9 protein-coding genes are annotated in these 17096 nt (G+C 34.2%); all 9 read right to left on the bottom strand.

The genetic code is table 11. The features are described from left to right. Positions 1 to 93 precede the first annotated feature (93 nt). Positions 94 to 1938, bottom strand: a complete 1845-nt coding sequence (locus tag ACZ451_RS14155; RefSeq protein WP_464213498.1) for a LamG-like jellyroll fold domain-containing protein — start codon at positions 1936 to 1938, stop codon at positions 94 to 96. Positions 1939 to 1948: 10 nt separating this feature from the next. After that, positions 1949 to 3487: a SusD/RagB family nutrient-binding outer membrane lipoprotein gene (locus tag ACZ451_RS14150; RefSeq protein ID WP_464213496.1), complete on the bottom strand. Its 1539-nt coding sequence runs from the start codon at positions 3485 to 3487 to the stop codon at positions 1949 to 1951. An 11-nt stretch (positions 3488 to 3498) separates the two neighbouring features. Beyond that, positions 3499 to 6609, bottom strand: a complete 3111-nt coding sequence (locus ACZ451_RS14145; RefSeq protein WP_464213494.1) for a SusC/RagA family TonB-linked outer membrane protein — start codon at positions 6607 to 6609, stop codon at positions 3499 to 3501. 380 nt (positions 6610 to 6989) lie between these two features. Next, positions 6990 to 9233 (bottom strand): GH92 family glycosyl hydrolase, encoded by a 2244-nt coding sequence (locus ACZ451_RS14140; protein ID WP_464213492.1) that lies wholly within the window; start codon positions 9231 to 9233, stop codon positions 6990 to 6992. Positions 9234 to 9335: 102 nt separating this feature from the next. Beyond that, the gene (locus ACZ451_RS14135) at positions 9336 to 11642 is read right to left on the bottom strand and encodes a GH92 family glycosyl hydrolase (RefSeq protein WP_464213490.1); all 2307 of its coding nucleotides are present in this window, start codon (positions 11640 to 11642) and stop codon (positions 9336 to 9338) included. Positions 11643 to 11652: 10 nt separating this feature from the next. Next, the gene (locus ACZ451_RS14130) at positions 11653 to 12636 is read right to left on the bottom strand and encodes an isoaspartyl peptidase/L-asparaginase family protein (RefSeq protein ID WP_464213488.1); all 984 of its coding nucleotides are present in this window, start codon (positions 12634 to 12636) and stop codon (positions 11653 to 11655) included. Next, positions 12636 to 14921: a GH92 family glycosyl hydrolase gene (locus ACZ451_RS14125; protein ID WP_464213486.1), complete on the bottom strand. Its 2286-nt coding sequence runs from the start codon at positions 14919 to 14921 to the stop codon at positions 12636 to 12638. The genes ACZ451_RS14130 and ACZ451_RS14125 overlap by 1 nt, the downstream gene beginning before the upstream one ends. 4 nt (positions 14922 to 14925) lie before the next feature. After that, positions 14926 to 16011, bottom strand: coding sequence for a family 10 glycosylhydrolase (locus ACZ451_RS14120; protein ID WP_464213484.1), 1086 nt, complete (start codon positions 16009 to 16011; stop codon positions 14926 to 14928). After that, entirely contained in the window at positions 16008 to 17096 is a 1089-nt protein-coding gene (locus ACZ451_RS14115) for a carbohydrate-binding family 9-like protein (protein WP_464213482.1), read from the bottom strand. Before ACZ451_RS14115 ends, ACZ451_RS14120 begins: the two co-directional genes overlap by 4 nt.

Here is a 17096-nt window from a genome sequence, read left to right as displayed (position 1 = left end):
TTAAATATGAGCTATTTCTTGGGTATTCTATAAAAATATCAAGGATGGCTTTGCTGAGAAGTCACCCTTGATAAAAACTAACTCAATTATATTTTATTTATTCCATTTTACGCCTCTCAATTCGCCATTATAATTACCAGTTTCATCTGAGAAACTAATCCCATTCACACGATTGAGTGGGAAATAAATTTGTAAACCTGTTTCTGTGCCTGTAATCGGAGTATTGAATTCTGCAGGAGTACGAACAGCATCCCATAATCTAAAATTTCTAACCGAACCTGTGGTCATTTTAGTAAATGCATTCCCTAACCAAATTTCTGACCATCCAGAAACGTTAGGGCTTCCAATTTCAGTTTGTTGCCCTACCATTTCACCATCAATATAAATACTGGTTGTTTGTGCTGTATTATCATGCACAATGGCAACGTGTTGCCACATATTTGGAGTTATTGTTAAAGCTGGGAACATTGGTCCTTGGAAACCTCCTACATCAGTCCAGTTCCAACCTCCACCAGAATTCAACAGACTTTCTTCTGTTAATTCTTCATAACCATTTACTCGGAAACCAACAGCACCATTACCCATAACATCATTCTCTACTTTAGCCAAGTTTGCTAAATTTAACTCTAGCTCATAGGTATAGTCTCCTTGTGGGGTATAGTTTGGTGTTATTCTAAAACCAATAGCATTAGGATCCTCTATATCCGTGAAAAAGCCATTTGCATCACCTACTAAATTATCATTAACTAATGCAATACTTGCTCCTAATGATGTTGCTGTATCATCTAATGCAGTTTGGCGTAAATCGTTTGCTCTAGTCTCGGTAGCACTAGCAATTAAACCATCTACATAAGCAATTGTACCAAATGGGTAATCGCCATCTTGATCTCCTTCGACTATACCATCTCTAAAAGTTGTGATTTCCATAATAGCAGCATCAATTGCCGTATAATCTGGCATAAGTACAGGTACTGCAGCTTCCCATGTTACATTACTCAAAAGTGTAGCGGTATGCCTTCCTGTTACATCTGCAAAAGAATTACCTAAATTAGAACCAAATGGAAAATAGGCTTCTAAGCCAGCTTCAGTTCCTTCAACTGGTGTGCCAATATTTGCTAAGATAGTAGCTGCATCTAATGCACTATCCCAAACTTTAAATTCTCTAAATAGTACATTACTGGAACGATCATTAAATACTGGACTATTTCCTAAAATAAAAGGCACATCTGGACCATCAATAACTTGATCGTGACCTGCAATAAAGTTTCCATTAACATATACCTCTTGTCTTGTACCGGTATTTACCCATGCCACATTTATCCATTCATTAGCTATAAAAGTACCTGCTGGGATAGCAACTTCAGGCCATCCAGTACCAATACCTGTAACAATATGTCCTGATCCATCGCCAAAGTAACGTACCGTAAAACCACTGGCAGGATTATCTTCAATGGAGAATAAATTGTTAGAAAAACCATTTTGATTTAGGTCTACAATATATGCTTCTATTTCTATGGTTGCACCAGTGAATAAAGTAGACTTAATACTTTCAGAAATTTCTATTCCAGTTTCACTACCATGCTGGGTCCAAGGTATGGCCGTAGCTACAACACTTTCTATATAGGTCTGTATAGCGGCATCTAATTTAAGCCCTGCATCACTAATATCATCTTGTGATTTGGCACTTGCTAATATTCTTTGTATGGCAGCAATAACACTTTCTAAGGTAGCCTTAGAACCTGGTTGTTGGTCACCAGCCATAGTTCCTTCTTCTGTACTACTCAGCAAGTTTTGTGCTTGGTCTATCATTCCCTGTACTACTGTAACATCAAAGTTGCCACCACCTGCGTCATCATCATTATTACAAGAAATTGCAAGAGAGAGAAACAGTATTACAGCAAAGCAACTTGTTGCAATTTTTGTTATTCTATTTTTCATAATTATTTTTTTAAAAGTTACTACTCATTAAACCATCAGACTTTGTTTTTGTATCCGCTGTATCCCACCAAAGGCGTATATCCATTCTATTTGTGGGTATGGTATTTTGATTCGCTGGCATTAATTCAGATTCAAAATTATGAGCTGCGTCAGGATAACGTACACGTTTAACCCAAGTATCTGGAGCAACAGATGAACTTCCACTTACTCCATCTAAAGGAAGTGTAATGTCTGGATAATCTGTTCTTCTAAAATCTGCCCATGTTTCTGAACCATTAGGGAAATTTGCAATATATTTTTGTGTTATTAATTGCTTTAATTGTGCTTCATTAGATCCAGAAAGTGATGGTGCAGCAGCAATATAGGCTGTTGCTTCATCAGCAGGGACTCCTACGAAGTCCATAGATGCTTGTATCCCTTCTTGATATAATGAATTAGCATCTCCAGAAACCCAACCTCTTAAGGCTGCTTCTGCTTGTAAGAACAATACTTCTGGATAATTCATTACTGGCATATACAATCTTACGGAACCTCCATCACCAGCAAAGCCAGAAAATTCTCCGCCCAATTCTGCTGTTTTCATCGTAGCAAAGTTTACAGCATCCTCTGGAACGATATCAAAACCATTTGCGACTCCGGTAAACTGTCCACTATCAGCTAATTCAGAGCCTTCAGCATATGCTAACCATCTTCCAGCACGTGGATCCTCTCCACCTGATTGATTGTACAAATAATTTGTAAACGTTTCCGAAACTCTGATGTTTACAAAAATATTAGATATGATGTGCAAGTAATCATAATTTCCTTCACTCCAAAGCGGAATTCGTGTAACATCGTCATTAGATTGCATTACACCCAAACTTACGGCTGCAGCAGCTTCTTCTTGTGCTTTTGCGGGATCAATGTTAGACAATCGCATCGCTAAACGCAAGCGAAGTGAGTTTGCAAAACGTCTCCATTTTTCAACATCACCATTAAAAATGATATCATTTTCTCCAAAAGAAAATTGTGTGTTATCACTAGCATTCAATGCTGCTACTGCACTATCTAATCGTTCAAATAAATCGAAATAAATTTCTTGTTCTGAACTATATTGTACTCTTTCGCCTTCTCCAGCTCCAAAATAAGGCAAATCTCCATATATTTGAAGCATTCTAGCCCATTCAGAAACCATCCAAATGTCTACTTGAGCGAGAGCATTTACATAGGTAGGATCTTCTCCATATAATCTATTAATCGTGTTTGCTTCTGCTAATGTTTGGGTGTAAAATTCTCTCCACATATTTCCAATCCACCCATCAACATATTCGTATCTTGGCGATTCAAAGCCACTGACAATATTACCCCAATATTGCGCAAAAAAATCAGGGTATAAATTTATATTACGCTGATAATTTCGCAATGGATTTTGCAACATTGGATTAAACAATGCTCCTGCAGGAGGTAAAATTACAGCGGAAGGATCTGTATTTATTTCTTCAAAATCTTCGGTACAACTCAGTATAAAAGTAACCGGGATTAATATTACAAAAAAGATTATTTTTTTCATATCAAATAATTTTAAAAGTTTAGATTTAGTGCAAATCCTAAAGATCTTGTTAATGGAACTGGTGAGAAATCGAATGCTTGGGCACCGAAAGTAGAATTAAAAACCCCTGAATCTGGTACAGTTCCTGGAGTATTTCTATAAAGATAAAATAAATTACGACCAATTATAGATAGTCTTGCATTTTGAATTAGTCCATTACCAAGTCTATCTAAAACAGTAGAGGGTACTGTATAACTCAAAGAAAGTTCTGTTAATTTCATAAAAGAAGCATCATAGATGAACTCTTCTGTTATACCCGATACTCTTCCCCAATAGGCTTGTGGCGAAACAATTTGCAGATTAGAACTACCATCTGCTAATGTGCCGTCTACAAAGAAAGGTTCTCTACCTAAACTTAATGTTTTTAAAGCATTTCCACTAGCAGTAGCTGTAGCCTCTGTTAAAGAGTAGATATCACCGCCTTGTTGCATACCGAAAAGAGCACTAAGTGAAAAGTTTTTATAATTTGCATCTAAACCTATAGAACCCGTAAAATCTGCTTGAATATTCCCTAATCTTTCTATTTCTTGGGTTCTTACTGGTAAACCACTTTCATCTACAATAATACCTCCATTAGCATCTCTTTCATATGCAAATCCAAAAATATCACCCAGTTTTTCACCTTCGGTCCCTCTAACTTCTTCAGGTATTGTATTATTGTTAAAAAACAAGAAAAATTCGTCATCATCTTCTGGAGTAATTAATTCTTCAATTACACCATTATTTCTCGCAAAATTAAAAGTCAATCCTAAACTGAAATCTTCTATTTTAACTGGAATAACGGTAGCGATAAGTTCTATACCCTTATTAGAAATTAAACCTGTATTAGTCACTTGATTTAAGAAACCAGTAGATTCTCCTTGTGAAGGGTTTAAAAGAATTTGATTTCTAGTACGCTCATTGTAATAAGTTGCATCTAAACTAATACGACTATCTAATAAGCGAAGTTCTAAACCAATTTCGGTTGTCGTAGAAATTTCGGGTTGTAGATTAGGGTTTACATTCTCATCTGGAAGCCCTGAAGCTAACAAATTAAAATTAAATGTTGAAAACAGAAAAACAGGATTTGTTTGAAAAGGCAGGGTATCTTTACCTAATTGTGCCCATGATCCTCTTATTTTTAAGTAATTAACCCAATCTGGCATTTGTGTCATTTCCGAAATTAAACCACTTAAACCAACAGATGGGTAAAAATACGACACTTGATTTGACGTAAAAGAAGAAGCTAAAGCAGAAGACCAATCATTTCTAGCGGTTGCCGTGAAGAAAAGATAATCTTTATAAGAAACATCCAGATAGCTGTAAAGCGATTGTATTTCTCTATTAGAGAACTCTTCTCTTGAAGTAATATTAGTACCAGCATTTAAAAAGAAATCATTAGCTGTAGCCAATTGCCCCGATCTGGATCTTAAAAAGTTAAAGCCATTCTTCATTAAATTTCCACCAACACTTAATCCAAAACTAAAATCGTCATTTATCTCTTTTTTGTAATTTAACAGAAACTCCATATTTTCTTCTTTAAAAAACTGCTCACCTGTATTATAATTTGGTCTATTTGCAGGATCTACATTATCAGGAAATCTAAAGCCATCTACAAGTTGATATCTGTAAAAATCTAACCCATATTTAAGTCTTAAATTTAGATTTTTAGTGAATTTAATATTTGCAGCTAAGTATCCAAGCATCCTGTTACGTTCATCATTATTTACAAATTGTTCTTGTACAAAATAAGGATTACGGTTATTAGGGTTGGGATTAGCTGTTAAATCGGCATTAGGTCCAAATAAAATTTCAGTAGGCACACCATTCTGCAAGACAAAACCTGGGGCCAACTCTTGCGTTCTAATATTAGGAGGCGTACCGTTTAATTGTGAGATGTAACTGTAAAAACCTATTTCTGGTCTTTGCTGTCCTTGAGTTCTAAAGTAAGAAACTTTAGCATCAATATTTAACCAAGGATTAATATCATAAGCGCCACGTAAATCAAAATTTATTTTTCTGAGTTCATTATTTTCAAAAACACCTTGATTTTTATCTGATTGGATAGACGCTCTAAAATTACCTTTTTCATTGCTATTTGTAAAGGCTATAGCATGTCTGGTGTTTACCGCTGTCCTAGTAAAATCATCAATTAAATTATTCCCTCCTTGATACGGTAAATCTTCACCCGTCCAACCTAGTCTTGTAGATCCGTCTAATCTTGGTCCCCAAGCACCCCTTGATCCGGGATTAAAGACACCTTCTATACCCTGACCATATTCATCTTGTAAATCCAGGAAATAGGCAGCATCAGAAAATGTTGTTGATCCCGTATAACTTATTCCTAAGCCTGTGGAGTTAGTACCTGTTTTTGTGGTGATTAAAACTACACCATTAGCACCACGTGTACCATAAAGTGCCGCAGCTTGACCACCTTTTAAAACAGAAACTGTTTCTATATTATCTGGATTAATATCTAACAAACCACCACCATTAGAGATTCCTCCAAACAAGTCTGTAGGATCTGCAGTATTGTCTTGCGAAAATGGGACACCATCAATAACCCATAACACATTGTTGTTCCCTGTTAGTGAACTTGGACCCCTAAGTTCTATTCTAGCGTTACCACCAACACCACCAGAAGTAGTAATATTTACACCAGCCACCTTACCCTGTAGTCCTGTAAAGATATTACCATTGGCAGCACGAGATATTTCATCCGCATCAACTTCCTGTATCGCATAAGATAATGCCTTTTTTTCTCTTTTTATTCCAAGCGCTGTAACAACTACTTCATCCAAAGCTTGTAAATCTTCTGATAAAGTAACATTAATGACAGATTCTGCGCCAACAGCAATTTCTTGAGATACAAAACCAACATAAGAGAATACCAAAGTGGCTGAATCATTTACAGTAATGGAATAGTTGCCATCAAAATCAGTTACAGTTCCATTATTTGTTCCCTTTTCTAGAACAGTAACTCCTGATAATGGTACACCATCATCATCATCAACAGTACCTGTTACTGTCTTATTCTGTGCAATTATTACATTACTGGATAATAAAAACACAAAAACTAAAAAATTTAATAGTTTTTCACACATAAGTCTCAGATTTAATTAGTTAGAGTTAGTTCAAAATATAAACTAGTTATAAATGTTATGATAATGTTAAGTTATTTGAAAGTTTTTCGACCAATAACAATGCTGAAAAGCTAAATAGCTAAAAAAATGCAATGATGAAAAATTTTAAGGAATAGTATTCAATAAAACAGCTATGTTAGATCATAGACTTTGATTATTTTATAGTGTTTTATTTATCATAGCGGGGTAATAAACATCCTCAGAGTGCCCTATAAACAAAAAAAAGGAAACTAATAAAGTTGAGCATATTCAACTTAAGTCTTGCTAAAAAGCAGGCTTTGTGTTACTCACTATCTTGAGTACGTTTTACTAACTTCTCAAAATTCAGTTTCCCTACCATATTAATTGCCATTATGGCCTGTAAATTTAATCTCTTTGGCATTGGTTAGCCTTTTATGTGATATAAAATATCCACTATGTTTTTTATTATCTACAGTAATTTTCATTTGATGTGTAGCTACTGTCTTTGAAATGGTTAGTTTTGAATTTTGATAGTATTGTTTATCCAAATGGATGGTAATACGATCAAATACGGGAGAGAACAAAGTATATTTAGGTTCTGAAGGTGATGATGGATATATTCCCATCATAGAAAAAACGGCCCAAGCACTCATCGTGCCCGTATCATCATTACCAGGGATCCCATCTGAAGCATTTTTAAAATGCTTTTTTAATAATTCATTTACTTTTTGCCCAGTCCTATATTCTTGCCCTTTTATATGATTAAAAAGAAATGGGTAATTAATATCTGGCTCATTTGCCATATCAAATTGGTTTTTATCAAAAACATCTTGTAACCTGTTAACAAATGGTTTTTCTCCACCCATCAATTTTATGAGTCCTTTAGTATCATGGGCAACCATAAATGTATACTGCCATGCATTACCTTCTATAAAACCTAAATTTTTAATAAAATTTGCACCAGTTTCCGGGTTATAGGGCGTTAACCAACTTCCATCATCATTTTTTGGACGTAAAAGATTAAATTCTTTATTGAATAGTTTTCTGTAGGAAATAGCTCTTTTGGAAAATAGTTTATAGTCTTCTTTTTTTTCTAATATTTTTGCTAATTGTGCAATTGCAAAATCTGATGTATTATATTCTTGAGTTGTAGAAACCGAACCACTTTCTGTAGTTTTTGTAGTTAAATACCCTTTTTCTATATAATCTTTAAGTCCCGGTCGTAGCGGGTTGTTTTCTATTTGCAAAGCACTTTTTTTCATGGCCTCATATGCTTTGTTGATATCAAAATCTTTTATTCCTTTTTGGTAAGTGTCTGCGATAATTATTCCAGCAGGGTCACCAACCATAGTAGTGGTTTCTGTTGCGTTAAGTTCCCACTTTGGTAACCAACCAGACTCATCATAAATCTGCAACATACTCTTCACCATATTAGATTGTTGTTTGGGGTATATCAAACTCATCAATTGATGTAAATTTCTGTGGGTATCCCAAAGCGAAAAAGTAGTGTACCGTGTTCCCTCGGTTTTCATAGTTTGCCTTGTTTTCATTTTAGGATATTCTCCATTAAAATCGTTCAAGGTATTGGGGTGAATTAGAGTATGATACAATGCCGTATAAAAAATAGTTTTTTCATCTTCGGTTCCTCCTTCCAATTCTATTCTGGATAAATACTTGTTCCATTCTTTTTTTGATTCCCCTAAAACTTGATTAAAACGCTTACTAGAAGTTTCTTTTTCTAAATTTTCTCTTGCGTTTTCTATACTTACATAAGAAACCCCAATTTTCATTTCAACAACAGATGGTTTTTTAAAATTATAGCGCATGTATGCTCCTATACTATCCCCTACAATTTCTTTTGTATAACCTTCTTTAATTCTAGTTTCTCCATTCTTTAGAAACCATTCGGCTTCAGCACCTTTATACTTTTTGGGTTTTTCCCATACCCCAAATTCATCAGCTGATGTAGAAAAACGAGCTACAAAATAAACTGGATAGGCCTCTTCTGGTTTATAGTAACAGAAAGACCCAACAGTTCGCATCCCTTCAATTTCTGTAGGCGAAACCACTTTTACCATTGCTCCTTCTTCATTAGTTAGTCCTAAGCCCAAATTTAAAAGAATGTTAGATTTTCCTGCAGGGAAATGATATTTACTTAGCCCTACTCTTGTGGTAGCTGTAGCTTCAACTTTTACATTGTATTTATCAATTTTATTGGTGTAATACCCAACTGTTGCCTCTTCTTCTGAGTAGGTTGATCCGTATTTTAAATGATTGGTTACTAGTGCTCCTGTAGTGGGCATTGCAATAATAACTCCCAATTCTGGACACCCAACCCCACTTAAATTTATATGGCTAAATCCTGTTAAAAAAGGATTCTCTTTTATGTAAGGTGTAGACAACCATCTACTATCTTTTTCCAAGGGTAAATTTTGAGGTCCTGCAACATTAAAAGGGGAAACGTTAGCCATACCACGAACAGCAATTGGACCAGGGTTTGTAGTTCCAAAATTTGAAGTACCTATGAATGGATTTACATAATCTACTACTTCATTTTGAGCAGTAACATTAAAATAAATACAAAGAATTCCTAAAAATAATACTGTCCTCAATTCAATTTTCATAATCTTACTCCTTACCAAGTTAATTTTCCTAATCTAACTACATTTAGAAATTGGTCTTATAATCAAATTTATTTTAAACACTTTAGAACAAATAAATCTCCTTTATTTCTGATTGCTTAGCGAATAGGGCGCAGACTCTTTAGAAACTGCCCAATTTTTGTTTGGTTGTTCTCCCATAACAAAATTTAATCCTCCTCCTTTTTGGATGGTTTCTGTGGCAATCCAAGTCTGATTAAATGGCTTCCCATTTAAACTAGCATTCTGAATAAAATGATTTTGTTTCTTATTATCATCAGCTGTGATTGTAAATATATTTCCATTTTGTAAATGCAATTTTACTTCATCAAAAAGCGGACTTCCTATTACATATTGATTTGTTGCTGGAGCTACAGGATAGAAGCCTAAAGCACTAAAAACATACCAAGCAGAGGTTTGTCCGTTGTCTTCATCACCACAGTAACCATCTGGTGTTGGCTGATACAATTTAGTCATAATATCGCGAACTTTGGCTTGTGTTTTCCAGGATTGTTTTCCATAGTTATATAAGTACACCATGTGCTGTATAGGCTGGTTGCCATGTGCATAATTCCCCATATTTACAATTTGCATTTCTCTAATTTCATGAATGGTAAATCCATAATAAGAAGCATCAAAATCTGGTGGCATATTGAATACACCGTCTAAGGCATTTATAAATTTATCATCCCCGCCCATTAAATCTATTAAGCCTTGAACATCATGAAAAACACTCCAGGTGTAATGCAAACTATTCCCTTCTGTAAACGCATCTCCCCATTTTAAGGGATTAAATGGTATTTGAAAACTTCCATCTTTATTTTTACCACGCATTAAATTATTACTAGGGTCAAATAGATTCTTATAATTTAAAGATTTTTTATAATATTTTTCAGCAATAACATTTTTACCCATAGATTTTGCCATTTGTGCTATGGTAAAATCGGCATAAGCGTATTCTAATGTTCTGGCCGCATTTTCGTTAATCCCAACATCATAAGGAACATAACCCAAATCATTGTAGTAATCAATACCAGCTCGGCCAACACTATTTACAGGTCTATCATTTGCTACCGTAGCATTTTTTAGAACTGCTTCTAATAATAGTTCTTTATCAAAACCTGCTACTCCAGTTAAATGCGCATCTGCAATAATTGGTGCCGAGTTAGAACCTATCATACAATCTCTATGACCAGGACTTGCCCATTCTGGTAACCAACCCGATTCTTTGTAAGTGTTTGCTAGTCCTTTCATGATTTGACCATTTAACTCTGGGTACATCATATTAAAAAATGGAAAAACGGCTCTGAAAGTATCCCAAAAACCATTATCTGTAAACATATAGCCGGGAAGGATCTCACCATTGTATGGACTGTAATGCACTACTTTATTATCAGCATTATACTCATAGAATTTCCTTGGAAATAAAAGCACTCTATATAGGCAAGAATAGAAGGTTTTAAGCTGTTCTTTATTGGATGAAAAGGCTTCTATTCTGCCTAATTCTTTTTCCCAAGCTTGAGTTGCAGCTGCATTTGTTTCCTTAAAAGTTTTGTTTCCTATTTCCCTATCTAAATTTAGCTGTGCTTGTTCTGGGCTTATAAAAGAAGAAGCGACTTTTACATGAACTTGCTCGCCTCGTTTTGTTTTAAATCCGATAATAGCACCAACATGTTCTCCTTCATTATCAGTACTATTTTCTATTAATTTCCAATCATCTCCCCATGTGTGGTTTAGGTCAAAATTTTTATCGAACTCCGCTACAAAATAGTTATGAAAATTATCTGGAACACCTCCACTATTATTTCTGCAATAGCCTATAATTTTTCTTTCTTCTGGTATTATTTTTACCATTGAACCTTTTAAAAAAGCATCAAGAATGATATATGCTTGGTCCGTTTCTGGAAAAGTAAATCTAAAATGTGCTGCTCGTTCTGTAGGCGTTACTTCTGCAACAACATCATAATCTGCTAAATACACCTCATAATAATCTGGGCGTACTGTTTCGGCTTTATGCGAAAAATAAGATTCTCGCTCGTCTTCCTTATATTTTAAATCTCCTGTAATCGCCATTAATGAAAAAGCGGCATAATCATTAATCCAAGGGCTAGGTTGATGGGTTTGTTTGATGCCTCTAATCTTTTTGTCATGATATTTATAAGTCCATCCATCACCCATTTTAGCAGTCATTGGCGTCCAAAAATTCATTCCCCATGGAGTTGCAATGGCTGGATATGTATTTCCATTAGATAAACTAAAATCAGAATCTGTTCCCATTAATGGATTTACATAGTCTATTAAATTAACAGAAGTATGCGTTTCATTTTGTTTTTTATTTTCACCACATGAAAGCATTAGAATATAAACTACTACAAAGCATCTATCAATTTTCATCAGTTAAAGTTTATTGTATTTTAAAATCTGCATCCACCAACTCATTTTTAATTGTTTTGCTTGTAATTGCATAATTAAACCCTGGACGTAAGCAGTAAGAACCATATTCTCCTTTTTTGTTTAAAGCGATGAAGCCCACTTGCAACCATTCTAAATCTGGTTGCCCATTATAAATTTTATAAATCCGTTCTACCACTTCTTTACAAGCTTCATACGGAGATTTTCCATGGCGCATTAATTCTACCACCATAGCACTGCCCGCAGTTTTCATCATTGCTTCTCCTAATCCTGTAGCTGCTGCTGCACCAATTTCATTATCTAAAAATAAACCAGCTCCTATAATAGGAGAATCGCCAACACGCCCATGCATTTTCCATGAGGCTCCACTAGTAGTACATGCCCCAGAAAGGTTTCCTTTTTCATCTAAAGCTAACATACTAATGGTATCATGGTTTTCTATATTGATCACAGGCTTATAATCAGATTTTTGCAACCACTCTTCATAAGCCTGCTTTGATTTTTCGGTTAATAAATTCTCTTTTTCAAAACCTTGTTCTAATGCAAATTGTAAAGCACCTTCGCCTACTAACATAATATGTGGCGTTTCTTCCATCACTTTTCTTGCTACTGATATGGGATGTTTTATGTGTTGTAGAAATGCTACGGAACCACAGTTGTTATTATGATCCATAATACAGGCATCTAGTGTTACTTTACCATCTCTATCTGGAAAACCACCTAAACCTACTGTTTGTACATCTGGATTTGCCTCAGCTGTTCTAACACCTTTCTCAACAGCATCCAAGGCACTACCACCTTTACTCAAAATTGTCCAAGCTTCCTCATTTGCTACCAATCCATGATTCCAAGTAGAAATAACTATAGGCTTTATACTGTTATTCTTTACCTCTTTTTGAATTCCCTTATTGTCTTTGCACCCTATAAAAACCAATAGGATAATAGGAAGTATAAAAAACTTTACTAAATTTTTCATTATTGATATATTTTATTGGGTTCTGGCATTTTAGATGCTGTAAAAAGCGAATCATTAGGAGTGTCTGTCATAACAAATTCTAAAACACCACCACTCACAATTTCGTTATGAGTAATGTATAATCTATTTAATGGATTTCCATTTAAAGATACACTTTTGAAAAATGTATTCTTCTTTGAAAAATTTACGGTTTTTATCTCAAACGATTTTTCATTTTGCAATGCTATAGTGGTAGTTTCAAATAATGGCACTCCAAAATGATAAACACCTTGTGCTGGATTCACTGGATAAAAGCCTAATGCACTAAATACATACCAAGAAGACATTTGCCCGCAATCTTCATTTCCACAGTGTCCGTTTGGTTCATTTTTATATTGATTTTCTAAAATATTACGCACTAAGCCTTGCGTTTTAGAAGGCATTTTTAAATAATTGTATAAATAAGCAACATGATGGCTTGGTTCATTACCATGTGCGTATTGCCCAATCATACCCGTACTAAATAAAGGCAATTTGTCTGATGGTTCTGGGTAGTACGAAAACATAGAGTCTAATTTTTGTTCAAAACGTGCTTCGCCTCCTGTTTTTTCAATTAATCCATCTATATTTTGTGGTACAAACCAATAATATTGCCACGCATTACTTTCACAAAAATATGGGCTGTATTCTTTAGGCTTAAAGTTTGGCAAAAAAATATTGTTTTCATCTTTTGGTTGAAACCATGATGTTTTTTCGTTATACAAACGCTTCCAACTTTCAGAGCGTTTTAAAAAATATTGGTAGTCTTCTTCTTTACCCAAATCTTTGGCAAACATTGCAATACACCAATCGTCATAGGCATATTCCAAGGTTTTAGAAACGGACCAATTTTCGTGATGCTCATCTACAGGAATATATCCGTTTTCCATATACAGATCTATTTGTCTATCGTTCATCATAGCACTCGTTTTACATGCTTGGTACGCTAAACTAGCATCAAAATCAAAACTCTTAAAATAAGCATCAACAATTACTGGGACAGCATGATATCCTATCATCATATCGGTTTCACTACCTTGCATAGACCAAACTGGAAGTTCTCCTGTTTCTTGATAATGTGCTAAAAATGATTTAATGATATCTGGAACTCGCTTTGGGTGCAAAATAGTCTGTAAAGGATGTGCTGCCCTAAAAGTATCCCATAGCGAAAAGGTATCGTAACGATGAAAATCGTTTGCCATTGCTATAGTATCTGTCCCCTTTTTATAATTTCCATTTTGGTCATTAGCAGCTTTATAAGTACCATCAATATCACTAAACAATGTTGGTGCTAGCATGGATTGATACATCATGGTATAAAAAACCATCTTTTTATTTTCGTCTGACGTTTTTATTTTAATTTTTTGAAGTTGGTTTTCCCAAATTAAAGCCGCCGCCGCCTTATATGTATCAAAATTAAAACCAGTTGTCTCTTTTTTTATAGCTAAGGCTGCTGCTGCATAACTTGTGGAAGATAATCCTGTTTTAATAATAATTTGTTCGTTGTCATTGGTTTCGTATCGCAACACTATTTTGGTATTCCCTTCTACAGCATCTACTCTTAAGGTGTCATTTTTATAATATTGGTATGCTATAAACGGTTTAGAAAATTGCATTTGAAAATACACTTTTTGATTTCTTGCCCAACCTGTTGACATCCGATATCCTTGAATCGTAGAATCATTTACTTTTTCTATATAGGTACTTGTGGGTGTATCCCAATTTATTGAATATCCTAAATCTACGTGAATTTCACTAACATCATCTTTTGGAAAGGTATACCGATGTATACCTACCCTTTTAGTAGCTGTTACTTCTGCTTTAATGTCATAGTCTAATAAATCTACCGAATAATATCCTGGTGAGGCTTTTTCTTTATGATGACTATAGCTTGAAAAAGGTTTAAAGTTATTTTCTTTGATTCTTTTTTTAAACTTACTATTGGTTGGCATCACCAATATATCATATAAGTCTCCTGCACCTGTACCTGTTAAATGTGTATGGGAAAAGCCAGTTATAATAGAATCTTGATAATAGTAGCCCGCTATTCTATCCCAACCAGGAATACCGATATCTGGACTTAATTGTACCATCCCAAAAGGAACTGTTGCTCCGGGATAAGTATTACCAGGGCCATCTGTACCAATAAAAGGGTTTACACAATCTACCAGCATTTTTGGAGTACTGGAATTAGTTCCTTTTTCTTTTTGTTTACACGCTACAAAAAGGACAAAAACAAAAATATATATGAAACTATTATTCATCATAAATTTATTCTTTAGTAGCTTTAATTATTTGGTAATGTTTCTCCTTTATATCAAAAAAAGAAACACCTGCTGCGCCACTTTCTTTCACCACTTTTATCGCCTTAGCAAGTTCTTCAGGTGTCATTTCTGGGATGTATAAACCTGTATGCAATTCCGTTTTTTTATTTTTTAAATCTCTTATGCCTTGTTCTGATGCAAATTTTACCCAATCCAATCCTTCGTTATAAAAATTATTGTAAACCATGGGTAATACCACATCTATATTCCATTTATCCCAACGTTGGCGTACCATATGATCTGCCATTTCTGGATAAGGAAATACTGCTGCTGTTAGTTTTTTACCATGTTTGTGCGCTATTTTATAAGCACCATCTACCACTGCTTTTATTTCGTTTAATCTAAATTGTTTCCATTCAATATCTATGGCTGGTACTGCAATTTCTTTGATGTTTTTTCCATGTAATTTTTTAAATTTTTCTACTGCAGCATCAGAATAATCAAAATCATAATCTGGCAATTCTTCATTTTGAACTAAATTGTATTTAGGTAATAATCCAATAGGTAAATACACATCTGGATACCTAATGTAATCTAAATGAACACTTGTAATACCATCAACTTTAGCCAAATTTTCTACTAAACCCCAAATGTGTTGACGTGCTTCTGGATGGCTGGGTGATAACCACTGGTAATAATCCACATAGGGTCTATCATCAAAACAAGATTTACCACTTCTACTCACCATATACCAATCGGGATGTTGTAAAGCAACTTCATCGCCAGGCCTGTTCATTGTAAACATCCAGGCATGCACTTCTAAACCTTCTTTAATTGCAAAAGGTGCAATTTTAGCTAAATATTTTGCATCTGCTCTCGTATCAATTAGTACCGCATCTATTCCGTGTTTAGCGAATTTTTTAAATTGATTAATATGAATACTATCGGCCACATCTTGCCCTGCACCATACCAAGTCCAATATTTAAAAGCAGGTTTTAAGGTTTTATTTTCAGCACTAGTTTCTTTTTTAACATCAACACATGATACTATAAAAATTAAAAAAATAACGACTAAACCAATTGCTTTTTTCATTTTTTATGTACAATAATTTGACCTTGGTGATTTATAATAATTCTATCTTTAGTAAAAGGACTATGAATCCATATATTATAACCCGTTTCATGACTTTGGAATATAGGATGAATAGAATGATTTAAAATGGTTGTAGTATTTTCAACTTCTTTACCACTAATTTTTTTACTTTTTAAATTGTTATGTAAGTTAAATAGCAACCATTTGATATACTCGTCTTTTGGAATTTCAAAAGTATCTTTTTCACCAGGATCATGATCAGAAAAATATACATACCCCCAAGTTTCTGGTTGATGCATAGCGATAACCCCTTGTGGAGACCAAACCCAGTTATACTCTTTTTGATATTTTCCCTTTTTATCTTTTTTACGTTGATACTGGTTATTTTCTAACTGAAAATCCCAATGTACTCTAGAAAAATTAAGCCTCCAAAAATTTTCTTTGAGTTTAATTTTTTCAAAATATGATGTTTTAAAAACGGCTATAGGAATCGCTATTTCTATATTCCAACCTTTATCGATATCTGTAGGGTTATTTAAGGTGCCCTTAATATGTACTGCAGATTTTATCCCATTAGCATCCCAATCATTCAATACAAGTGCATTTTCTCTGTAAGGCTTTGTCAAAAACAAATCCCAAATTGTATTTAAGGCATTAAACTCAAATTCATAATAATTATGGGCATCTCCATCTGGATCTATAAAAATCTCAAAATCATTATTATAATATACAATAGTATCTCTTTGTTTTAAATTTCCCCAAACATGTGGTTCTTCTAAAGTAGCTAAAAAATAAAGATAATCGGTATCCCAAAGCATTTTCATTTGGGTATTATATTTCGGTTTTTTTATCCCTTCAATATCAATAAATAAATCAGAATACGCGGCGTTTATCCAAGATTTTTCTGTACCTAAACCATCAATTACTATGGATTCTTTTGTATGATTTGCTATGTATATCTTTGGAACAATAGTACTAATATTATCTTGAGCATTAGCAAATAATGATGTGAAAATATAAAATATGCCTATTGAAAATAGATACCTCATATCTCTAAAAATATGTAAGAAATCTATCTTTTCCAT

It is taken from the genome of Allocellulophaga tsushimaensis, from assembly GCF_055383085.1.
The sequence above is the reverse complement of the archived record's forward strand: the minus strand, read 5'-3'. Positions and strand labels throughout refer to the sequence as shown.